A 23,138-nucleotide genomic window follows, 5' to 3' on the forward strand; every position below is an offset into this window, starting at 1 on the left:
CTTATCCTTTCACACACACCACCTGGCGCAGGATATGCACCACTTCTACCAGCGACTCCTGCGCGGCCATCACCGCGTCGATATCTTTGTAAGCCATCGGGATCTCATCGATCACCTCGCAGTCTTTGCGGCACTCCACATGCGCGGTCGCGCGAATTTGATCTTCCACGGTAAAGCGTTTTTTCGCCGCCGTACGGCTCATGGTGCGCCCTGCTCCGTGGCTGCATGAACAGAAGCTCTCTTCATTTCCCCGCCCACGCACGATAAAACTTTTCGCGCCCATCGAGCCGGGAATAATCCCCATCTGCCCTTTTTGCGCAGAAACCGCGCCTTTACGCGTCACCACCACCTCTTCACCAAAGTGCGTCTCTTTTTGCACATAGTTATGGTGACAATTCACCGCTTCCTGCCGGGTGATAAACGGTTTGGTCACGATGCGCGACAGCGCCGCCAGTACGCGCGACATCATCACTTCACGATTCTGGCGGGCGAAATCCTGCGCCCATTCGACCGCTTCCAGATAGTCGTTGTAGTGCTTGCTACCTTCCTGGAAATAGGCCAGGTTCCGGTCCGGCAAATTGGCGATGTGTTGCTGCATATCCTGCTGCGCCAGGGTGATAAACACGTTACCGATGGCGTTACCCACGCCGCGCGACCCGCTGTGCAACATCACCCACACGCGCTGCTGCTCATCCAGACACACTTCAATAAAATGGTTGCCGGTTCCCAACGTTCCCAAATGTTGATAGTTGTTGGTTTGCAACAAGCGCGGGTATTTATCCGTCAGGCGCTTAAAGCGCGGCGCAAGCAACGCCCAGTGGCTATCCACCTCTTGCGGAGGGTTTTCCCACGCGCCTTTATCACGTTTCGACCGGTTCACCGAACATCCATGCGGTACTGCCTGCTCAATGGCACTGCGCAGCCCACCGAGGTTATCCGGCAAATCTGCCGCCAGCAGCGAGGTGCGCACGGCAATCATGCCGCAGCCAATATCCACGCCCACCGCCGCCGGGATAATCGCCCCTTTGGTTGGGATCACGCTGCCGATGGTCGAGCCTTTTCCCAGGTGCACATCTGGCATCACGACCAAGTGTTTGAAGATAAATGGCATTTTTGCTGTGTTCAGCAATTGCTCACGCGCTTCGGGTTCGACCGGCACGCCGTGGGTCCACATTTTCACTGGCGCACTGTGCTCCTGCACCAGCAGTTGATAGTCGTTATGCTGCATCATGACTTCCTTTGATGTTAACAAGACCGTGCAATACCTGGTCGAGGCCACCAAAGACCGAGATCTTATCGATGCGCTCCGCCACACGCTCCAGCGTTTCTAACTCTTTAAGCCGCAACGCCACCGGGTTGCTCTCCATCACTTTTGCCGTGTTCAGCAACGAACGGGTCGCAGCGGTCTCTTCCCGGCGGCGGATAACATTGGCCTGTGCCGATTTCTCCGCTTCCACTAAGCGCGACAAAATAGTTTTCATCTCACCGGGCAGGATGATGTCTTTTACCCCCAGCGACGCCACTTCAATACCAAATGCCGCTATGCGATTTGCCACCTGCACGCTCACTAACTCATCGATTACCTGCTTATCTTCCAGCAACTCATCCAGCGTGCGCGTGCCCACCGCTTCACGCAGGGCAAACTGCAATTCGCGGTAGAGGTGATCCAGCGGTTTGCTCAGTTGGGCAAAGGCGCTTAATACATCGGTGTAACGCCAGTTCGCCGCCAGGTTCAGCCGCAAGGTGACTTTATCTTTAGTCAGGATCTCCTGGCCGCTTACTTCAAGGACTTGCAGGCGTAAGTCCACCACTTCGGCTTCCACCAGATGATTTACTTTCCAGTAGCCGCTCAATCCCGCCGGTAACAGCGCCTGCGTCACGCCATCCACTTTTAAAACGCCCGCGTGCCAAGCCGGAACCTGTACCGCCAGAATCGCGTCGCGACCTTTTACCGCCACGCCGCGTTTGGGTTGAGCCACGGCGTTCAGGATCTCCATGGGAACCCGCACATCGCGAGTGTCCATGCGTACCAGTTTCAGTGCGTCATCCGCTTGCCAGTACAGGCGGCGCGTTGAAGGCGGCAGGATCTCCAGCAGCATGCCGTTGAGATAAAGCGCACCGGCTTCGTTATCTGACATATCGGCAACCAGGCAGTAACGCTCCACCCATTCTGGCTGGAAACGACGCAAATACTCCGCCAGACCGGCAGCCACTTCGCTACCATCAGTATTCACCACCAGCACGTCGGGTTTGTTGAACCACGGCAGGCGGTGCTCACCGGTTTCCAGAACCTGGATGTAATCACCCTCTTTTGCCAGTAAACCTAATTGACCTTTACGTATTGTGATTTTGTTGGTCATGACTTTCTCCTTAAATTGTTAGCCTTAACGACCGCGAATGCAGGGGCGAAACCGCAGGGGAAACACCGTTTTGCCTGCCGCCCGGCGCCTTTACCGGCGGTCGTTGGGGGTAATCGTCAATAGCCCGACTACCGGGGTACTGCCTGTTTATCTCCACAGATAAGGTGGCGAATCCGGGATTCGAACCCGAAAAAGAACCGACTTTTCGCAAATGTCTTTCCACTGACGGAACGCCCCCGGGAAAACGTCTCGTGCCGTTCCTGGTGCGCCGGCGGGGTGCGTAACCCCTGCTAACTCAGCGTGCTGACGTAACAGTTGTTGCCATAAGCGTGCCAAAACCAAAAACAAGCGAATAAAATTTTTATTTATTTGAAAAATAATGATTTTATTTTTCAGATGGTTTGATGGCATTGCGGCGAGGATGATTATTTTTTATCTTTTAATATCGATCTTTATCTTATGGGATAAACATGAAGCGTCGGGTGGTAATTGGTGTACTGGGAACGGTGCTGGATAAACGGGGTAAACGACAAAACCGCTTTCGCAAATGGCGGCCCACCGTAGGGTTGTGCCAGCAGCCGGATCTCACTGTCGACAGGCTTGAACTGCTGCACCAGCCGCGCGATGAAGGACTGGCGCAACAGACGGCGGAAGATATTGCCCTCGTATCGCCACATACCGAGGTACGCAAACATGCGGTGACGATTAACGATCCGTGGGATTTTGAAGAGGTGTATGCCGCGTTTCTCGATTTCGCTACCCATTACCCGTTCGATACGGAAAACGAAGAGTACCTGGTGCATATCACCACCGGGACGCACGTCGCGCAGATCTGCTGGTTCTTGCTGACCGAAGCCCGTTATCTGCCCGCCAGCCTGCTGCAGACCGGTCCGGCGGAGAAAGGTGCGGCTGACGAGGCGATCGCCGCCGGTGTCTGTTCGGTTATCGATCTGGATTTAAGCCGTTACGCCACGCTGACCAGCCGTTTTCAGCGTGAACAGCAGCAATCTGTGTCGTTCCTGAAATCCGGTATTGATACGCGTAATGCCACCTTTAACCGCTTAATCGAGCAAATCGAACGCGTAGCGCTGCGCTCGACTGCGCCCATTCTGCTGACCGGGCCAACCGGTGCGGGGAAATCGTTTCTGACAAAACGCATCTTTCAGTTACGCCAGTCCCGCCACCTGGTGCAGGGGCGTCTGGTGGCGGTGAACTGCGCCACACTGCGCGGCGATAACGCCATGTCGACGCTATTCGGCCATGTGAAAGGCGCGTTCACCGGCGCACAACAGGCGCGCACCGGACTGCTGCGCGAGGCCGATGGCGGCGTGCTGTTCCTTGATGAGATCGCCGAACTGGGGCTGGATGAACAGGCGATGCTGCTGAAAGCGATTGAAGAGAAGACTTTTTTCCCCTTTGGCTCCGATAAAGAAGTGCACAGTGATTTTCAACTTATTGCGGGCACGCACCGGAATATGCAGCAGTGGGTGGCGGAAGGTCGTTTCAGGGAAGATCTCTTTGCGCGTATCAATATGTGGACGTTCGCGCTGCCGGGTCTGGCGGAGCGGCGGGAAGATATCGCTCCGAATATTGAGTATGAACTCCAGCGTTTTTCACAGCAGCAGCAGACGCAAATCCGCTTTGATAAGGGCGCGCGCGAGCGCTATCTGGCCTTCGCCTGCTCTCCCCACGCGGCGTGGCGCGGCAACTTTCGCGAACTGAGCACGTCAATCGCGCGAATGGCAACACTGGCGGAACAGGGGCGGATTAACGACGCGTTAGTCGAGGAAGAGGTGCAGCGTTTAGCGCATCACTGGCGCGGAGAATCAGCACTACCTGACCTCCCCGTGGATATCAGCACGCTGGATCTGTTCGATCAACGCCAGTTAGAAACAGTGATTGCCGTCTGCCGGCGCAGCCAGACGCTTTCGGAAGCTGGACGTGAATTGTTCGCCATTTCCCGGCAGAAAAAGGCCAATCCGAATGATGCGGATCGTCTGCGCAAATACCTGTCCCGCTTCGGGCTGAGCTGGGAAAGCGTACGCGGAGCAACATAAAAGATCTTCATCATAATTTGTTTGAATAATATTCCTTAGCACGATAAACAATACCAATGGTCGGGCTCGATCCCCTCCTTAAAACCCTCATTCATTCGGGTTGCAGGAACGATTGCGAACAGCGCTCATACGTGAGACTACCGGGTTACCGGCGCAGAAATGACTGACGCTATTGGCTTCGCCAGCGCACCTGTAGCCTGAAGAGTGAAGGGTAATAAAAACACAACACAACAATCGCAAGGAATCCCCACATGCTCGCAATTTTCACGCGGCTGTTCCCGTTATGGGCGCTGCTGCTCTCGGTATTCGCCTATTATTTCCCGCCAACGTTTATCGCCATTGGCCCATGGATCACCACGCTGCTGATGCTGATTATGTTTGGCATGGGCGTGCACTTAAAAATTGATGACTTCAAACGCGTCCTGTCGCGCCCGGCTCCGGTTGCCGCCGGTATTTTCCTGCACTATCTGGTGATGCCGCTGGCGGCATGGCTACTGGCGCTGATTTTTAAGATGCCGCCGGATCTCTCCGCCGGGATGGTACTGGTCGGTAGCGTCGCCAGCGGAACGGCATCAAACGTAATGATTTATCTGGCAAAAGGCGATGTCGCGCTGTCGGTTACCATCTCCTCGGTTTCTACGTTGGTGGGCGTTATCGCCACGCCGCTGCTGACGCGTTTGTATGTCGATGCGCATATTCAGGTCGATGTGATGGGCATGCTGTTAAGCATTCTGCAAATTGTGGTGATCCCGATTGCGTTGGGGCTGGTTGTGCACCACCTTTTCCCGCGCGTGGTTAACGCGCTGGAGCCCTATTTGCCCGCGTTTTCCATGGTCTGCATCCTGGCGATCATCAGCGCCGTGGTCGCCGGTTCCGCGAACTATATCGCCTCTGTTGGCCTGGTGGTGATTGTCGCGGTGATCCTGCACAACAGCATTGGCCTGCTCGGCGGTTACTGGGGTGGTAGACTGTTCGGCTTTGATGAATCCACCTGCCGCACGCTGGCAATTGAAGTGGGTATGCAGAACTCCGGCCTTGCTGCGGCGTTGGGAAAAATCTACTTCTCGCCGCTCGCCGCGCTGCCTGGCGCGCTGTTCTCCGTGTGGCATAACCTTTCCGGCTCGCTGCTGGCGGGCTACTGGTCGGGCAAACCGGTCGACAGACGCAAAACGGAAGCGGTGAAAGAGGGTTAACCTTGCAAGAAATGGCTGCCGCCACAGCCATTTCACTCACCCCGCGATGTGATGGGCTGGCTCAATAAACACGTCGGTCGACACATTAAAGCGTTTCGCCAGCGCCCGGATATGGTCGACAGTGAGATTGCGTTCGCCATTAAGAATGCGGCTCACCAGGGAGCGCTGGCCGATTTCATCCCGAAACGAGGACTGATTTAATCCGTGCTGATCCATCAAAACCCGTAAGGCGGCAACGCCGCGTGGCAGTGCCGCGATACGCGCGTTAAACGCCGCCAGTTCCGGATCGTTATTTTCATAGTGCTCTATCTGTGCGGTAAGCAGCGCAACCAGCGAGCTATCCGGCACATGCGTGAGCAACTGTTCAACCATCTCCAGCGCGTGTTCATAATCCTCTTTGTCGGGGTTATTTCCCAAAAAAGGCACCAGTTTCACCAGCTCGTCAGCGGCCTTGATCGCATCCTCAATCATTCTTTGGTCTCCCGGTAATGTCTTATCAGCTTGTCATATTCGTCATGGGGCACGATATGTTTGACAAATATCTTTGCTAATTCAAAATCTGCGAAAAATAACACTCTCAAATGGTTGCCACCGACATTGATGACCCACCATTTATCCCTGTATTTCATCTTATCCAGGCTTGGGAACTCTTCTCTCAACTCGTCTGGATTCTTGTAAACAGTGCTTTTCAGGATTTTGTAAACCGCGTCCAGCGCCAGCGTATGGTTTGGAAAATCTTTAGCCGCGTTATCGAACGGCCTCCTTGATATAACGTGCATCGCTCCCTCACACGTTCCATTATGGAAACATCATAACTGCTGTTGATGATATTGACAAGATGGAAACATTCGTCGTTTTTACCGACTTAAACCTCTTATCGTAAGTGCGTCACCCTACAGTGCAGTACCGGAAAGTCACCCGCCCAATAACAGATCTGCGAAGCGCCTTCCGGGGTTTATGCATCACCACGCAGACATCCCCCCTTACATCGCGTAGACTCGATGCACTTCCCAAGGAGAACGCTTTATGGCCCTGACCAGACTGACGCAAAAAGAGATGACGGAAAGTGAACAGCGGGAGCTTAAAACGCTGCTGGATCGCGCCCGCATCGCGCACGGACGCCCACTCAGCAACGCTGAAGCCAATCATGTGAAGAAGGAGTACATCGATAAACTGATGGCGCAGCGCGAAGCGGCAGCGAAGAAAGCCCGCCAGATGAAGAAACAGCAGGCTTATAAACCGGATGAGAATGCCACATTTTCCTGGTCGGCAAACACCTCAACGCGTGGCAAGCGCTAACTAGCGTCCTTTCTTTTTCCTGCCCGGCTGGGTAAAGCGTTTTCCCGCCGGTTTCGCCCGGCTTTTCTCTTCGGGCTTCGCCACTTTTACTGCGGGCTTTTTCGCCGCCTGCGGTTTCGCTTTTGCTTTCGGCTTCGCTTCTGACGATGAGTTCTCAATCAGCTTAAACAGCGCAATCAGCTCGTCGTCGGTCAGGTCACGCCACTCCCCCGGCGGCAAGCCAGTGAGACTGACGTTCATAATACGCGTGCGTTCAAGTTTGGTGACGTCATAACCAAAGTATTCGCACATGCGGCGGATTTGGCGGTTCAGCCCCTGAACCAGCGTAATGCGAAAGGTAAATGGCGCTTCCCTTTTTACTTTGCACTTCTTAGTTTTGGTGCCGAGGATCGGCACGCCAGCGCTCATCCCCTGCACAAATTCGTCAGTGACGGGCTTATTGACGGTCACCAGATACTCTTTCTCGTGATCGTTGCCGGCGCGCAGGATTTTATTCACTAAATCGCCATGATTAGTGAGAAAAATCAGCCCCTGCGAATCTTTGTCCAGACGGCCGATGGGAAAGATACGGCTGCTGTGATTAACGAAATCAACAATATTGTCTTTTTCACCATCTTCGGTGGTACTGACAATACCAACGGGTTTATTCAACGCGATAAACACCAGATCCTCATCGTTTCTCGGCTCGATAAGTTGACCATTCACTTTCACAACGTCTCCGGCAACCACCTGATCGCCAATCCCGGCGCGCTTGCCGTTGATAAAGACGTTGCCTTGCTCAATGTAACGGTCAGCCTCGCGGCGTGAGCAAATCCCGCTTTCGCTGATGTATTTGTTTAAACGTGTTGATTGGGTTGGCAGCATAAATTCTCCTGTAAAAGCGGAATATAACTGGCTTCGCCGGGAGATAAAACCGGATTTTCACCGCACCAAATCGAATTTGTGCAGTTACGCAGTAAAAGTGGGGGTTTAGTTACCGTGCCCGCAGGCACGGTACGGATCAAGCATCATCGCGCTCATCGTCTTCATCCGGCTGTTCCAGCACGCTGTAGGCCACCGAGCAGAACAGGGAGTTAAGACGTTTCATGTCGCCCAGCAAACCGAGGTGCAGTGAGCTGGTTTCAATGCTTTGCACGTTTTGTTGATGCAGGCGGTCAACATGCGCATGTGAATAACGACGGTTCATAATGCGAAAACGGTGCTTGCTACGGCGTAAACGCCGGGCGCTGGTCACGTCGCTGGAGAAAAATACCGACATCGCCAGCTTCAGATTCCCCACCAGCCGTTCATGCAGCGCATCCAGTTCCTGCAAGCCTTCAACAGAGAAAGCGCGTCGCGCCGCCAGCGATTTGTCGGCGATTTCGCTGCCCATGCGCTCGACAATATCGGAGGCCTGCTCAAGGTTCAGCGACATCTCGATAATTTCTGCCCAGCGTTTTGACTCCTCTTCCGCCAGCTCCTCTTTCGGCATCCGCGCCAGATAGAGCTTAATCGCCGTGTACAGCACGTTGATGTCATCGGCTTGTTTGCGCAGTTCCTTCTCCTGACGAGGCTGGCCATGCATTACTTTATGCAACCCTTCGAGCATCAACTCCATCGCATCGCCCATGCGCAAGGTTTCCCGCGCAGCATTGGCCAGCGCCAGCGTTGGTGTATCCAGTGCTGAACTGTCGAGATGCTTTGGCTTCAGGCGCGTATCCAGCTCTGGCTCTTCACGAATGATCCGCTTACAAAACTGCGCCATTGGCCCGGCAAACGGCACCATCGCCAGGCAGCGGATCAGGTTGTAGAACACATGGAAATAGATAACCAGTTCTGCTTCCGGTAAGGGTAGTTTCTGCATTGACGCGGCAAGCACATGAACAAATGGCAGGATAATCAGGCTGCCCACCAGCTTGAATAGCAAACTGCCAAGCGCCACGCGTCGGGCGGCAGCGTTAGCGGCACTGTTATTGAGCATCGCCAGCAGGCCAGAACCGAGGTTGGCACCAATCACCAGACACAGCGCGACCGGGAAAGAGATAATCCCTGCCGTAACCAGCGTCGCCGTTAGCAGCACCGCCGCCAGGCTGGAGTAACTGATAATGGCGAACACCGCACCAATCAGCGCATCGAGCATAATATCGCCGGTCAGCGAGGCGAAAATCACCTGCACGCCATTAGCCTGGGTGATCGGCGTAACCGCCTGCACAATCAGCTCCAGCGCCAGAAGAATCAACCCAAGGCCGATGCTGACGCGCCCAAGCTGGCCTTCGCGCGTCTGTTTACGCCCGAGGAAGAAAATAACACCAAGAAAAATCAGCAGCGGCGATAACCATGAGAGATCGAACGTCAGAATGCGCGCCATCAGCGCGGTCCCGACATCTGCACCCAACACAATCACCAATGCCGGAGTGAGCGCCACTAAATCCTGGGCGACAAACGAGGTCACCAGCATGGTGGTGGCGTTACTGCTTTGCACCAGCGCAGTCACGCCGATACCCGCGCAGAAGGCGAGCGGTTTCCTTTCGACGCTACGGCTAAGAACGGTACGTAAACGCGCGCCAAAAACACGCATCACACCGGTACGTACAATGTGTGTGCCCCACACCAGCAGAGCCACGGCAGAAAGCAGATGAAGCAAAGTCAGCACAGAATCTGGTTCTCCTTATCGTTATGCGTTGCTCGTTACCGGGAAGATAACGTCAACATTATGAAGTAAGTATAAGGCGTCAATGCGAAGAAAAGCGCAGGGTGCCGGTTAAGCCCCCTGATAGTTGTAAACAAAAATGACGGTTTTGTGACAGAAGCGAGGCTTTACCGGTTAGCGGGAAACGGCAGGTGCCGTTTGCGGGTTGCCCTGGCGTTTAGCCCACACAACCGAAGCAATTTTGAGCACTTCCGAGAGGACAAACAGCAACATTGCCCCCCACGCAGCGGTAAAACCAGCGAAATGCATAAACAATGGAATCAACGCCACTGAGCATTTTAGCGACAGCACGCGGGCTATTTCCTGCACGATAAAGAAAATAGTATGAATGTCTTTTTTAACGAAAAAAGACCAGGCAGAAAAAACCAGCGAGATAATCAGCGCGATATTAATAAAGAACATCGTCTGGATAATTACGCCCATCAATCCATTCACACCTAGCTGTGAATAATTGGTATAAAAGCCGCTAATGTCGGAATAAAAAGGAACGTTACCGCCTTGCAGCGAAAAAAATAAATAACTGGCCAGCGCCAGCACGTCCATAATACCCCAAAAAGCAAAAATCTTATTTCTTAAATTCATAATCCTCATCCCTTACGCCTGGAATCCATTGCCATGATTTCCCCGATTGCGTCCAGGCATCATCACCCTCAAGGTATTTCTGATAAACGGTACGCTTTTCACCATAACGCCGGATCACCGAGCGATTATAGAGGATTTCTCGGGTATCAGACGAGACGCTTTCCGGTATTGGCGTCCATAGCTGAATTTTGTCTCGCGAGGTGTTCATATAATCTTTACCGTCGGAGCCAAATACGCGCCCTTGATCGCCCATACTGGTCGCCCGGTTGAGCATCATTACCGCGGTATTTTTGACGCCGTGAAAATCTGTTTCGCTGGTTTTCCAGTAACCTGGGCCAAACTCAGGCGTCACCGGTACAAAGGTGCTTCGGGTCGGGGCGGGTCGACCATGCATCGCCACGCTGTCTTTAAACCCGTTCAAAATGGTTCTGATAAACACCGCGTTAAACGACAAGCCTTGCACACAAAACAGTTCGGCGTTTTCCGCGATAAAGAACGGGTAATAGAAGCGGTTACGCGTGCTAACGTTCGGGCGCACGACTACCACCACGCCTTTATCCACCAGGCTATCAATATGTTTTTCTTTTTGATGACCAAGCGGATCGTGCGGTAAGCCATATTTAAAACCATGGTGCCGCTTAATCGTGTAACCATCGATGCTGCCCAAAATATTATTCGGGCTATTCTCGATGAAATATTCCTTTTTAATAATATTCTTCGCGATATCTGGCGCCAGGATATTCTCGTAATCCTTCGGCAATAGATTTCTTTTTCTTATATCATAAATATCCATTTCATAATACCTAAGTTAAATTTATGACAATTAAATGAACCGCAAAAGAGTAAGCAATCTTGCCGTATAGTCAGTGTCCATCATACGCATGAAGGGGAAGAAGGGTCTAAGAAAATATCCATTTTTAAGAATGTTCTTAGTTTCAATCGGTATTATGTTTGCTTCACGATAGTTTCGCGAAAATGAAATGGCGAAAAAGCAGGGCATTTAAAAAATGCCCTGTTGTCATTAATCTGCGTCGTAACCTAAATTAGACGCCAGCCAGCGCTCAACTTCTGCCACCGACATGCCTTTCCGCCGCGCGTAATCTTCCACCTGGTCGCGCTGAATTTGAGCAACCGCGAAATATTTACTGTCCGGGTGGCTGAAATACCAGCCGGAAACCGATGCCCCTGGCCACATCGCGTAGGATTCGGTCAGTTTCATCCCGGTATGTTTTTCAACGTCCAGCAACTGCCAGATGGTGCCTTTCTCCGTGTGCTCCGGGCAGGCCGGGTAACCCGGTGCCGGGCGAATGCCCTGATAATTTTCGCGGATCAATTCCTCATTACTGAGGTTCTCGTTCGGCGCGTAGCCCCAGTAAACTTTACGCACCCGCTCATGCAGGTATTCCGCAAAGGCTTCCGCCAGGCGGTCGGCCACCGCTTTCACCATGATTTTATTGTAATCATCGTGCGCGGCGTCATACGCTTCCGCTAACGCGTCCTCTTCAAGACCGCCCGTCACTGCGAATGCGCCAATGTAGTCCGCTTTACCGCTCTGTTTGGGGGCGACAAAATCCGCCAGGCAGTAGTTAGCGAAACCGACCTTTTCCGTTTGCTGGCGCAGATGGCAACCCACTGTCAGAGCTTGCGTGCGGGTTTCGTCGCGATAGATTTCGACATCGTCGCCAACACGGTTAGCCGGGAAAAGCCCGACCACACCGCGCGGGTTGAGCAGCTTTTCCGCACTCAGTTTATCCAGCATCTCGTTGGCATCGGCAAACAGACGTTTCGCCTCTTCTCCCACCACCTCATCTTCAAGGATGCGCGGATATTTCCCGGCCAGCGACCAGGTCATAAAGAAGGGCGTCCAGTCGATGTAATTACGCAGCGTCTCGATGCTGGCGGCAACTTCCTGCACACCCAAGCGATGCGCGACCGGCGGAGTATAACTTTCCCAGTCAAAGGCGAGATCGTTTTCCCGCGCGGCCTGCAACGTCACTGGCGGCGTACGCGGTTTTTTTCGCGCATGCTGGATACGCACGGTTTCATACTCTTTGCGAGTACGGGCAACGAACTCATCGTGCTGCGTATCCGAAAGCAGGGCTGACACCACCCCCACGGTACGCGAGGCGTTTTGTACATACACCGTCGGCCCGCTGTAGTTCTGCTCGATTTTCACCGCCGTGTGCGCTTTCGATGTGGTCGCGCCGCCAATCAGCAGCGGAATGGTGAACCCCTGGCGTTCCATCTCTTTCGCCACGTTGACCATTTCATCGAGCGACGGCGTAATCAGCCCGGAAAGACCAATCAAGTCAGCATTCTCTTCACGCGCGGTTTTCAGGATTTTATCGGCAGGCACCATCACGCCGAGATCGATAATTTCGTAGTTGTTACATTGCAATACCACGCCGACGATGTTTTTGCCGATGTCGTGGACATCGCCTTTCACGGTGGCGATCACCATTTTGCCGTTGCTGCTGCCCTTCTCTTTGCTGGCTTCGATATAGGGTTCGAGATAGGCCACGGCCTGTTTCATCACGCGGGCGGATTTCACCACCTGCGGCAGGAACATTTTGCCTTCGCCAAACAGATCGCCCACCACGTTCATGCCGTCCATCAATGGCCCTTCGATCACCTCGATCGGGCGAGCGGCCTGCTGACGCGCCTCTTCGGTATCGAACTCGATAAATTCGGTGATGCCTTTTACCAGCGAATATTCGAGACGTTTTTTCACATCCCAGTTGCGCCACTCCGCCTGCTGCGCGTTTGCCCCTTCATCGGCGGCTTTGCTGCCGCGGTACTTTTCCGCCAGATCCAGCATGCGCTCGGTGGCATCATCACGGCGGTTAAGGATCACATCCTCAACACCGTCGCGCAGCTCGGCAGGCAAATCATCGTAAATCGCCAGTTGCCCGGCGTTGACGATGCCCATATCCATGCCGTTACGAATGGCGTAATAAAGAAACACGGCGTGGATAGCTTCACGCACCGGGTCGTTGCCGCGAAACGAGAACGAAACGTTGGAAACACCGCCGGAAATCAGCGCATGCGGCAGTTCGCGTTTGATATCTTCACACGCGCCGATAAAGTCCTGTGCATAGTTGTTGTGCTCTTCAATACCCGTTGCTACGGCGAAGATGTTCGGATCGAAGATAATGTCTTCCGGCGGGAAACCCACCTCTTCGGTAAGAATTTTATAAGCGCGGCGGCAAATTTCGATTTTGCGCGCACGCGTATCCGCCTGACCGATTTCGTCAAAGGCCATCACCACCACGGCGGCGCCATAGCGACGCACCAGTTTCGCGTGGTGAATGAACGGCTCAACGCCCTCTTTCATTGAAATCGAGTTGACGATGCCTTTGCCCTGGATACATTTCAGCCCTTTTTCGATCACCTCCCATTTTGAGGAGTCGATCATGATGGGTACACGGGCAATGTCCGGCTCACCGGCAATCAGGTTGAGGAAACGCACCATCGCCGCTTCGGCGTCGAGCATCCCTTCATCCATATTGATGTCGATGATCTGCGCGCCGCTTTCTACCTGCTGGCGCGCTACGTCCAGCGCTTCGGCGTACTTCTCTTCTTTGATCAGGCGTTTAAATTTGGCGGAACCGGTGACGTTGGTACGTTCGCCGACGTTCACAAACAGGCTGTCGTCGCCAATGTTGAGCGGCTCCAGACCCGCGAGGCGGCAAGCGACCGGTACATCCGGCAACTGGCGCGGCGACACGCCTTCGACCGCACGACTCATGGCGGCGATATGTTCTGGCGTGGTACCACAGCAGCCACCGACAATATTCAGGAAACCGGCTTGCGCCCATTCGCCGATTTGCGCCGCCATGGTGTCGGCATCAAGATCATATTCCCCAAAAGCATTGGGCAGGCCAGCGTTCGGGTGCGCGGTGACATAGCATTCGGCGATACGGGAAAGTTCCTGCACATACTGGCGCAGTTCATCCGGCCCCAGCGCGCAGTTCAGGCCGAAGGTGAGCGCATCGGCGTGACGCAGAGAGTTGTAAAACGCTTCGGTGGTCTGCCCGGAAAGCGTACGCCCGGAGGCGTCTGTAATGGTGCCGGAAATCATGATCGGCAGCTCAACGCCCAGCGCGTCAAACTCCGCTTTTACCGCAAAGATCGCCGCTTTGGCGTTAAGCGTATCGAACACCGTTTCGATGAGGATCAGATCCGATCCCCCTTCCACCAGCGCTTTGGTGGATTCGCGATAAGCGGTAACCAGCTGATCGAAGGAGATATTGCGAAACGCCGGATCGTTAACGTCCGGTGAGATTGAGGCAGTGCGGTTGGTCGGGCCGAGCACACCCGCGACATAACGCGGTTTATCCGGCGTTTGCGCCGTCCATTTGTCGGCGCTGGCACGCGCCAGTTTGGCAGCAGCGAAGTTGATTTCCGCCGACAGGGATTCCATCTGGTAATCCGCCATGGCGATTGTCGTTGAGTTAAAGGTATTGGTTTCGATGATATCCGCGCCCGCCGCAAAGTAGGCGTCATGGATTGCGCTTATTACCTCCGGCTTGCTGAGCACCAGCAAGTCGTTGTTGCCTTTAAGATCGCAAGGCCAGTCGGCGAAGCGCTCGCCGCGAAAATCCTGCTCACTCAGACGATAGCTCTGGATCATGGTGCCCATGCCCCCATCCAGAACCAGAATTCTTTTGCTTAACTGGTGCTTCAGTTGCTCAACTTTGCTGCTCACACGTGCTCCCGACAATGCTCAACCAGGCCAAAAGGCCAGCAGGACATACTGGCATAAAGTGGCAGAGCGGAAAAGCGACGCGGGGTGAACATGAGAGATGCTCACGTAACGCCCGCAAGCCTGATGGCTACGTCAACCCGTTACCTTTTCAGGGCAATGACTTGTCAAGTTTTCAGGCCAGCGTGCCGATGTATGCTGAAACCTTCTGCCCTCTTACAGGCGCACCTACTTACGGAACGGATTATGTCGCTTTTGACGTCTCTTTTTGGCCATAAGAAACCTCGTCTCACCGACCTGCAACTCAACATCGCCGGGTGGCAACTGTATGAGAGCCATGACACCAGCATGGCATGGTCCACTCCGGAACAAAGCGCGGTGCGCCTTCAGCTCCATGCCCCTGTGCAGTGGCCCTTCGCCTTACACGATATTGCCGCCGCCACACATTATTGGCAGCAAGAAACGGCAAAAATTGGCGGCGCATTACTGGAGCTCACGGCGCTCACTATTCAGGGAGTCGCCGCGTTACAGGGCACGTTTAAATATCGCGATCCCACGCCGGGTTCGCTCGGTATGTATTTTGTCGCCATTATCTGGCTCCCCGTAAAACACGGGCTCTTTCAGATCAATGCGGAAGCGGTAGAAAAAGGGAACACCGGCTTTCGCGAAGCGGTGGTGATGGATTTACAATTTAAGCAGGGCAACATACCGCCCGTTTACGACGAACCCGAATTTATCGATTCTGCCGACGCGCTCTTCGCCAAATTGCGGGAAAGTGAGCTGCGTTGCCTGCCGAGCGACGATCGTCAATATGATGAGATGTTTCCGGAACATCCACTGAGCCAGGTAAGACGGACCATTGCGCTGTGTGCTCAACATACGCAGTTGGCGAAACATGTGCGTCAATAAATAGGCTGTATCCGGCATTTTCGTTCTGTTTTGCGCGAACTCATCCGATCAGTCTGCCTGGGAGTTGCGTTATACTCAATAAAAACGAAAATGATTTCCACGATACAGAAAAAGGAGCCAGTCATGGCCACTTCCGTTCCCGCTAAACGAGGCAGAAAAGCTACAGCCCCGGCCGCTCCGGCGGGTGGGCAAGTCCAGTCATTGACCCGCGGCCTGAAACTGCTGGAATGGATTGCCGAGTCTCATGGCAGCGTCGCCCTTACCGAGCTGGCGCAACAGGCCGGTTTGCCGAACTCTACCACCCACCGTTTACTCACGACCATGCAGCAGCTAGGGTTTGTTCGCCAGGTAGGTGAGCTGGGCCACTGGTCAGTAGGCGCGCATGCGTTTATCGTTGGCAGCAGTTTTCTGCAAAGCCGTAACCTGATGGCGATTGTTCACCCGATCCTGCGCAACTTAATGGAAGCATCCGGCGAAACCGTGAATCTCGCGGTGCTGGATAAGAGCGACCATCAGGCCATTATTATCGATCAGGTGCAGTGTACGCAGTTGATGCGCATGTCCGCGCCGATTGGCGGCAAATTACCGATGCATGCCTCTGGCGCGGGAAAAGCGTTTTTGTCACGCCTGAGCGATGAGCAAGTTGGCAGTTTGCTGCACCGTCAGGGGTTGCATGCGTACACCCATGCCACGCTGGTATCGCCGGTACACCTGAAAGAAGATCTCGCTCAGAGCCGCAAACGCGGCTACTCCTTTGACGACGAAGAACATGCGCTGGGGTTACGCTGCGTAGCGGCGTGCATTTTTGACGAACACGGCGAACCCTTCGCGGCGATTTCCATCTCCGGGCCTATCTCACGCATCACCGATGACCGCGTTACCGAACTGGGCGCAATGGTGATCCGTGGCGCGAAAGAAGTGACGCTGGCTTACGGGGGAATGCGTTAACTTACAAAAGGTTACAGCACGAAAGTCCCTTTTTATTCACCTTACGGTGCCAGGGACGTTCATGCGCGTGTCTTCTGGCGGCTTGTGTATGTCGGCGATTAAACGCGATCGCGGCGTGAAGGATTTCGGCGCGATGCTCGAAGGGCACGGCGGCATGATGGACAGGATTGATTCTCTCTGCTTTGCCGCCCCGATCTTCTTCCATGTGGTGAGATATTACTTCACCTGATTTACCCCGCCTGCCGCAGCGCGCCTGCGCCAAAGCGTACGCTGAAACGCTGGCGTTTGCGGTAGGCATAAACATCTTCGACATGCCCTTCGCGGATGCGCGCCTGCAATCCGCGCCAGTAATCGGCACGCAGTAGATCGGCATGCATCTCTTCGAATAGCGGACCGATTTCCGGGTCGGCGCATAACCAGTGGCGAAACTCCTGTGGAAAAACATCGCCTGGCGACACGCTGTACCACGGTTCGGCGCTCAGCTCATCTTCCGGGTAGCGCGGCGCGGGAATGTCGCGGAAATTCACTTCGGTCATATAACAAATTTCGTCGTAATCGTAGAACACCACGCGCCCATGGCGGGTGACGCCGAAGTTCTTGAACAGCATGTCGCCGGGGAAAATATTGGCGGCGGCCAGCTGGCGAATGGCGTTGCCATACTCCTCTACCGCGTCGCGCAATTGCTGACCTTTAACCTGCTCAAACCACAGATTGAGCGGCACCATACGCCGCTCAATATAGAGATGGCTGATGACGATGCGATCACCGAGATCGGTGATTTTGCCTGGCGCTTGTTCCAGCAAAAGCGCCATGAGCGCCGGGGCAATCTGCCGTTTTTCCAGCACAAAGTTTTCAAACTCTTGTGTGTCGGCCATGCGTCCCACACGGTCATGCTCTTTAACCAGTTGATAGCACGCACGAACGTGCGCGGCGCTCATCTCTTTTTGCGGGGGAAAGACATCTTTTATCACCTTAAATACCCGGTCAAAACCGGGCAGCGTAAACACCAGCATCACCATGCCGCGAATGCCTGGCGCTTCAATAAACTGCTCATTGCTGGCGTTGATGTAATTTAAATATTCGCGGTAGCTTTCCGTTTTGCCATGTTTCTGGCAACCAATTGCCATATACAGTTCAGCGGTGGTTTTACCGGGCAGGATCTCACGCAGCCACTCGACTGTCGCGGCGGGCAACGGGGCGTAAACCATAAAATAGGAGCGGGCAAAACCAAACACGATGCTGGCTTCCGCCGATGTGGTCAGACAGGTATCGACAAACAGCTCACCCTCATCGCTGCGGTGGAGCGGCAACAAGAACGGCAGCGTAGCCGACGGGGTAATAAGCTTGCCAACCAGCCAGGCGGCTTTGTTGCGGTAAAACAACTCGTTCGCCACCTGCAAGTGAGAGTGAGCAAGGGTTTCGCTGCCAAACGCCTCCTGCAAATGCGCGGTGATATAACTCACATCGCGCGCTTTATCCTGCCACGGTAGACGCAGCGGCAAATCTGACAGCACTTTGGTCAGCAGCGCTTCCCAGCCGCGTTCCGGCCAGAACGCTTTAGCTAACGGGCGCGGGATGGTGCGAAAGCGGCGTTCCGGCTGCGAGCTAAAGATAAACAACCGTTCTGGCGTGAGAGAACGGTGATCGAATAACCGACAATAGACTGAATTAAAGAAGCTTTCGGCAATTTCAAAGCGGGGATAATCCGGCAGCAGTTGCGTGTAGTGCTCTTTGACGCGCAGCAAAAACGCGGCGTCCGGGCTTTGGCTGTCGGTGATGCAACGCAGTTGCTCGACGACCAGGCCAACATGGTGATCATAAAGGTGAATGCGCTGCTTCATCGCCTGCTGAACGGCGTGCCAGTCGGCTTGTTCAAAGCGCTGTTGCGCGCCGGACGTTACTTCCAGAAAACGACCATACTGGGCATCAAAGCCTTGCAGGATGGTTTGGGCAATCAGCAGTTCCAGACCACGCGACATCGTATTCCCCAGGCATTAGCCCGGTAGGCAAATCGCTACCGGGCAGGTTGACGATTAGAACTGTGCTTCTTCCGTTGAACCCGTCAACGCCGTTACTGACGAGGCGCCGCCCTGAATGATGGTGGTGACTTTGTCGAAGTAACCGGTACCCACTTCCTGCTGGTGAGAAACGAAGGTGTAGCCCTCTTTGCCAGCGGCAAACTCGGGTTGTTGCACCTTCTCGACATAGTGCTTCATCCCTTCGCCTTGCGCGTACGCGTGGGCTAAATCGAACATGTTGAACCACATGCTGTGGATGCCCGCGAGGGTGATGAACTGGAACTTGTACCCCATATCTGACAGCTCCTGCTGGAAGCGGGAGATGGTGTTGTCATCAAGGTTCTTTTTCCAGTTAAACGACGGCGAGCAGTTGTACGCCAGCAGTTTGCCCGGGTATTTCGCGTGGATCGCATCGGCGAAACGGCGCGCCAGGTTCAGGTCTGGCGTGGAGGTTTCACACCACACCAGATCGGCATACGGCGCGTAAGCCAGACCGCGGCTGATCGCCTGTTCAATGCCCGCATGGGTGCGGTAGAACCCTTCGCTGGTACGTTCGCCAGTGATAAACGCGCTGTCATACGGGTCGCAATCTGAGGTAATCAGATCGGCGGCATCGGCATCGGTGCGCGCCACCAACAGTGTCGGAACGCCCAGCACATCAGCTGCCAGACGCGCCGCCACCAGTTTCTGCACCGCTTCTTGCGTTGGTACTAACACTTTGCCGCCCATATGGCCGCATTTTTTCACCGACGCGAGTTGATCTTCGAAATGCACTGCCGCCGCACCGGCTTCAATCATCGATTTCATCAGCTCAAAGGCATTCAATACGCCACCAAAGCCGGCTTCGGCATCTGCGACGATCGGCAGGAAATAGTCGACAAAGCGCGGGTCACCCGGCTCAATACCGGAAGACCACTGAATTTGATCGGCGCGACGGAACGTATTATTGATGCGCTCGACCACCGACGGCACGGAGTTTGCCGGGTAGAGCGACTGGTCCGGGTACATGCTGGCGGCGAGGTTGGCATCCGCCGCTACCTGCCAGCCGGAAAGATACACCGCTTCGATTCCCGCTTTCGCCTGCTGCAACGCCTGCCCACCGGTCAGCGCACCGAGACTATTGATGTATCCTTTTTTTGATTCGCCATGCAGCAAGCGCCACATTTTCGCCGCGCCCAGTTGCGCCAGCGTGCATTCCGGGTTGACCGAGCCGCGTAACTTCACCACATCTTCCGCGCTATAAGGGCGGCGAATGCCTTCCCAGCGCGGCTGCGTCCACTCTTTTTGTAATTCTTCGATTTGTTGGGTACGGGTTTTCATATACAGATGCTCCATATTCTTCTCCTGGCTCGCCAGGCGTTATTGGTGAAGTCAGTTTGGTCATTGTCAGCGAGCAAAACCGCAACGCACTTGTAGAACATGAGGTTTTGCGCACTGGCTGGAGCCAAATTGGCGAACAAAATAGCCCGGGCGATTACGCCAGCAGGCGGTAGCCAGGTAACGTCAAGAAGTCGATCAACTCATCAGAAGTGGTGATCTGCTCCATCAGGCGCGCGGCATCGTTAAAACGCCCGCTGCTGAAACGGTGCTCGCCCAACTCTTCCTGAATAACCAGCATCTCTTCAGCCAGCATCTGGCGGAACAGCGCTTTAGTGACCGGCTTGCCGTTGCTCAGCGTTTTTTCGTGATGGATCCATTGCCAGATTGAGGTACGGGAAATTTCCGCCGTGGCGGCATCTTCCATCAGCCCGTAAATCGGCACGCAGCCATTGCCGGAGATCCACGCTTCGATGTACTGCACCGCAACGCGGATATTGGCGCGCATGCCCTCTTCGGTGCGCTCACCTTCACAAGGCGCCAGCAGAGCTTCTGCGGTGATCGGCGCATCGTCCTCACGGCTGACAAAGAGTTGATTTTTGTGTTCGCCCAGCGCCGCGTTAAACACCTCCATCACCGTGTCACCAAGCCCCGGATGCGCAATCCAGGTGCCATCATGACCGTTATTCGCTTCGAGCTGTTTATCGGCTTTCACTTTGTTCAGCACCCAGTTGTTACGCTCGGTGTCTTTGCTGGGGATAAACGCCGCCATACCGCCCATCGCGAAAGCGCCGCGACGATGGCAAGTTTTGATCAGCAGACGTGAATAAGCACTGAGGAACGGTTTATCCATCGTCACCACCTGGCGGTCAGGCAGCACGCGATCCGGATAGTTTTTCATCGTCTTGATGTAGCTGAAGATGTAATCCCAGCGTCCGCAGTTCAAGCCAACAATGTGGTCGCGCAGCGCATGCAGGATCTCATCCATCTGGAATACCGCAGGTAAGGTTTCAATCAGCAGCGTGGCTTTGATGGTGCCGCGCGGCAGATTGAAACGATCCTCGGTAAAGCTGAAAACCTCGCTCCACCATGCCGCTTCTTGCCATGACTGTGTTTTCGGCAGGTAGAAATAGGGGCCGCTGCCTTTGGCGAGCAGATTTTTGTGGTTATGGAAAAAGTAGAGCGCGAAATCGAAGAGGCTGCCCGGAATAGCCTCTTCGCGCCAGGTGACGTGTTTTTCCGGCAGGTGTAAACCACGCACACGGCAAACCAGCACCGCCGGGTTTGGCTTCAGTTGGTAGATTTTACCCGCTTCATTGGTGTAGCTGATGGTGCCGTTGACTGCATCGCGAAGGTTGATCTGCCCGTCGATCACTTTGTCCCAGTTTGGAGCCAGCGAATCTTCAAAATCCGCCATGAACACCTTCACGTTGGCATTCAGCGCGTTGATTACCATTTTGCGCTCAACCGGCCCGGTGATCTCAACGCGGCGGTCCAGCAGATCGTCGGGAATTCCCCGGATCGTCCAGTTACTTTCACGAATGGAAGCTGTTTCCGAAATAAAATCAGGCAACGTACCGGCATCGATCTGTTGCTGCTGATGCACACGCGCGGCCAGCAGTTGATTGCGCTTTGGCGTAAAGCGGGTGACCAGCTCGCTCAGGAATTCCACGGCTGCCGGAGTGAGAATCTGCTTCTCTTGTTCACCGTGCGGTCGCGTAAAGGCTAATTCATCGGTTGTTGTTGCCTGTTGTGTCATGGTGCGATTCCTCTTTTTTGCAGCAAAGACATTTCCCAATGCCAACGAAGATCGGGTGTGCAGTTTTCGTTCAGCAGGATCAATCCTGGCTAATAATTTTTCTAAAATCAAAAACAATTTCCATTTTTAAAATAAAATGAAAATAAGCCTTTGATAAAAAAGAGGTTATAGTTTAATTACGTTGAGAAGTGGTTTTCGCAAATAAAAAAGGCACCCGAAGGTGCCTGTAATAAGGGGCTGAAACGCTTAATCCAGCGTGGGATTCATATGACTCAGATCGTATGGCGTGATCTGGTAGACGTAGTAGTTGAGCCAGTTGATGAACAGCAAATTGCCGTGGCTGCGCCAGGATGCACGCGGTTTATTCTGTGGATCATCCTGAGGAAAATAGTTGTGTGGCAGCTCAGGACTTAACCCCGCATCCACATCGCGAAAGTACTCACTTGCCAGTGTGTTAGCATCATATTCCGGATGGCCGGTAACAAAGGCGATACGTTTGTCTTTGCTGGCGAACAAGTAGGCGTCGCCCTCTTCCGTTTGGGCGAGGATCTCTAAATCGGTGTAGTCGCGGATCAATGCAGCCGGGAAATCAGCGTAACGCGAGTGCGGCGCCAGAAAAACATCATCAAAACCACGCGTCAACAACGCGTGAGGATGAAGGATATGGTGTTCGTATACGCCAGAGAGTTTTTCGGTGCGGGTCTGTTTGGGGATGCCATAAAGGATGTTTAGCGCGGCTTGTACCGCCCAACAGACAAACAGGGTTGAGGTGACATGATCTTTTGCCCACTCCAGAACCTGCTCGATTTGCGGCCAGTAGGCCACGTCGTTAAATTCAACTAAGCCTAATGGCGCACCGGTGACGATCAGGCCATCGTAGTTTTCATCACGGATCTCATCGAAGTTACAGTAAAAGGTGTTGAGGTGTTCAGCCGGTGTGTTGCGCGATTCACGCGAGTCGATACGTAGCAGGCGCACATCAACTTGTAGCGGTGAGTTTGACAGCAAGCGCAGGAACTGGTTTTCCGTCTCAATCTTCTTTGGCATCAGATTGAGGATCAGCACCTTCAGCGGGCGGATTTCCTGCACTGTTGCGCGCGATGTTGTCATCACAAAGACATTCTCATCACGCAAGAAATTGACGGCTGGCAGCTCGTCCTGCACCCGAATCGGCATATCTTATACCCTCACTGCATACGTTTAAACGTTTAGACATCCAGACAGCCAAAGATACCCAGGAATCGGCAAAATGTCGAGTCCGCAAGTGAAAGGTGAGAAAGTTTCACGTCGCGGCCTGTGTAG

18 protein-coding genes and 1 pseudogene are annotated in these 23,138 nt (G+C 54.0%); 6 read left to right on the plus strand and 13 right to left on the minus strand.

Annotated features, from left to right (window positions below):
- Nucleotide 1: 1 nt before the first annotated feature.
- Both C813_RS44600 and C813_RS44605 read right to left on the minus strand, forming a co-directional pair.
- Nucleotides 2–1,228 (minus strand): RtcB family protein, encoded by a 1,227-nt coding sequence (locus C813_RS44600; protein WP_017459417.1) that lies wholly within the window; start codon nucleotides 1,226–1,228, stop codon nucleotides 2–4.
- The gene (locus C813_RS44605; RefSeq protein WP_017459416.1) at nucleotides 1,218–2,360 is read right to left on the minus strand and encodes a slipin family protein; all 1,143 of its coding nucleotides are present in this window, start codon (nucleotides 2,358–2,360) and stop codon (nucleotides 1,218–1,220) included. The genes C813_RS44600 and C813_RS44605 overlap by 11 nt, the downstream gene beginning before the upstream one ends.
- 470 nt (nucleotides 2,361–2,830) lie before the next feature.
- Here C813_RS44605 and rtcR point away from each other — a divergent pair, with 470 nt between their 5' ends.
- Nucleotides 2,831–4,417, plus strand: a complete 1,587-nt coding sequence (gene rtcR, locus C813_RS44610; protein ID WP_017459415.1) for an RNA repair transcriptional activator RtcR — start codon at nucleotides 2,831–2,833, stop codon at nucleotides 4,415–4,417.
- Nucleotides 4,418–4,668: 251 nt separating this feature from the next.
- Nucleotides 4,669–5,610 carry a ketopantoate/pantoate/pantothenate transporter PanS gene (gene panS / locus C813_RS44615; RefSeq protein ID WP_017459414.1) on the plus strand — a complete coding sequence of 314 codons (942 nt, stop codon included), beginning with the start codon at nucleotides 4,669–4,671 and terminating at the stop codon, nucleotides 5,608–5,610.
- A gap of 36 nt (nucleotides 5,611–5,646) precedes the next feature.
- On the opposite strand, the gene C813_RS44620 is transcribed toward panS, so the two are convergent.
- Together C813_RS44620 and C813_RS44625 are read right to left on the minus strand one after the other, a co-directional pair.
- The gene (locus C813_RS44620) at nucleotides 5,647–6,081 is read right to left on the minus strand and encodes a helix-turn-helix domain-containing protein (RefSeq protein WP_017459413.1); all 435 of its coding nucleotides are present in this window, start codon (nucleotides 6,079–6,081) and stop codon (nucleotides 5,647–5,649) included.
- Nucleotides 6,078–6,389: a type II toxin-antitoxin system HigB family toxin gene (locus C813_RS44625; RefSeq protein WP_017459412.1), complete on the minus strand. Its 312-nt coding sequence runs from the start codon at nucleotides 6,387–6,389 to the stop codon at nucleotides 6,078–6,080. Before C813_RS44625 ends, C813_RS44620 begins: the two co-directional genes overlap by 4 nt.
- A gap of 247 nt (nucleotides 6,390–6,636) precedes the next feature.
- Here C813_RS44625 and C813_RS44630 point away from each other — a divergent pair, with 247 nt between their 5' ends.
- Entirely contained in the window at nucleotides 6,637–6,909 is a 273-nt protein-coding gene (locus C813_RS44630) for a DUF3811 domain-containing protein (RefSeq protein ID WP_017459411.1), read from the plus strand.
- On the opposite strand, the gene rluF is transcribed toward C813_RS44630, so the two are convergent.
- From rluF to metH, 5 genes are all read right to left on the minus strand, one after another.
- Nucleotides 6,910–7,773 carry a 23S rRNA pseudouridine(2604) synthase RluF gene (gene rluF / locus C813_RS44635; RefSeq protein ID WP_017459410.1) on the minus strand — a complete coding sequence of 288 codons (864 nt, stop codon included), beginning with the start codon at nucleotides 7,771–7,773 and terminating at the stop codon, nucleotides 6,910–6,912.
- A gap of 136 nt (nucleotides 7,774–7,909) precedes the next feature.
- Nucleotides 7,910–9,541: a Na/Pi cotransporter family protein gene (locus C813_RS44640; RefSeq protein WP_017459409.1), complete on the minus strand. Its 1,632-nt coding sequence runs from the start codon at nucleotides 9,539–9,541 to the stop codon at nucleotides 7,910–7,912.
- 171 nt (nucleotides 9,542–9,712) lie between these two features.
- Nucleotides 9,713–10,180, minus strand: a complete 468-nt coding sequence (locus C813_RS44645; RefSeq protein ID WP_017459408.1) for a hypothetical protein — start codon at nucleotides 10,178–10,180, stop codon at nucleotides 9,713–9,715.
- A complete protein-coding gene (locus tag C813_RS44650; RefSeq protein WP_017459407.1) occupies nucleotides 10,164–10,940 on the minus strand; it encodes a hypothetical protein in 777 nt (258 codons plus the stop codon). The genes C813_RS44645 and C813_RS44650 overlap by 17 nt, the downstream gene beginning before the upstream one ends.
- A gap of 261 nt (nucleotides 10,941–11,201) precedes the next feature.
- Complete coding sequence (gene metH / locus C813_RS44655) at nucleotides 11,202–14,888, minus strand: methionine synthase (RefSeq protein WP_017459406.1); 3,687 nt, start codon at nucleotides 14,886–14,888, stop codon at nucleotides 11,202–11,204.
- Between the two features lie 243 nt (nucleotides 14,889–15,131).
- Here metH and C813_RS44660 point away from each other — a divergent pair, with 243 nt between their 5' ends.
- From C813_RS44660 to C813_RS46660, 3 genes and pseudogenes are all read left to right on the plus strand, one after another.
- A complete protein-coding gene (locus C813_RS44660; protein ID WP_017459405.1) occupies nucleotides 15,132–15,794 on the plus strand; it encodes a hypothetical protein in 663 nt (220 codons plus the stop codon).
- Nucleotides 15,795–15,917: 123 nt separating this feature from the next.
- Nucleotides 15,918–16,742, plus strand: a complete 825-nt coding sequence (gene iclR, locus C813_RS44665) for a glyoxylate bypass operon transcriptional repressor IclR (RefSeq protein ID WP_017459404.1) — start codon at nucleotides 15,918–15,920, stop codon at nucleotides 16,740–16,742.
- Between the two features lie 73 nt (nucleotides 16,743–16,815).
- Nucleotides 16,816–16,971: pseudogene (locus tag C813_RS46660) on the plus strand (phosphatidate cytidylyltransferase); the annotation flags it as partial.
- A 1-nt stretch (nucleotide 16,972) separates the two neighbouring features.
- Here C813_RS46660 and aceK read toward each other — a convergent pair.
- The 4 genes from aceK to metA form a co-directional block, all read right to left on the minus strand.
- Nucleotides 16,973–18,721 carry a bifunctional isocitrate dehydrogenase kinase/phosphatase gene (gene aceK, locus C813_RS44670; RefSeq protein ID WP_017459402.1) on the minus strand — a complete coding sequence of 583 codons (1,749 nt, stop codon included), beginning with the start codon at nucleotides 18,719–18,721 and terminating at the stop codon, nucleotides 16,973–16,975.
- Nucleotides 18,722–18,775: 54 nt separating this feature from the next.
- Nucleotides 18,776–20,080: an isocitrate lyase gene (gene aceA, locus C813_RS44675; RefSeq protein WP_025263767.1), complete on the minus strand. Its 1,305-nt coding sequence runs from the start codon at nucleotides 20,078–20,080 to the stop codon at nucleotides 18,776–18,778.
- A gap of 154 nt (nucleotides 20,081–20,234) precedes the next feature.
- Nucleotides 20,235–21,836 carry a malate synthase A gene (gene aceB / locus C813_RS44680; RefSeq protein WP_017459400.1) on the minus strand — a complete coding sequence of 534 codons (1,602 nt, stop codon included), beginning with the start codon at nucleotides 21,834–21,836 and terminating at the stop codon, nucleotides 20,235–20,237.
- Nucleotides 21,837–22,082: 246 nt separating this feature from the next.
- Complete coding sequence (gene metA / locus C813_RS44685) at nucleotides 22,083–23,012, minus strand: homoserine O-acetyltransferase MetA (RefSeq protein WP_017459399.1); 930 nt, start codon at nucleotides 23,010–23,012, stop codon at nucleotides 22,083–22,085.
- Between the last annotated feature and the right edge of the window lie 126 nt (nucleotides 23,013–23,138).

The organism is Kosakonia sacchari SP1, from assembly GCF_000300455.3.
GTDB classification, from domain to species: domain Bacteria; phylum Pseudomonadota; class Gammaproteobacteria; order Enterobacterales; family Enterobacteriaceae; genus Kosakonia; species Kosakonia sacchari.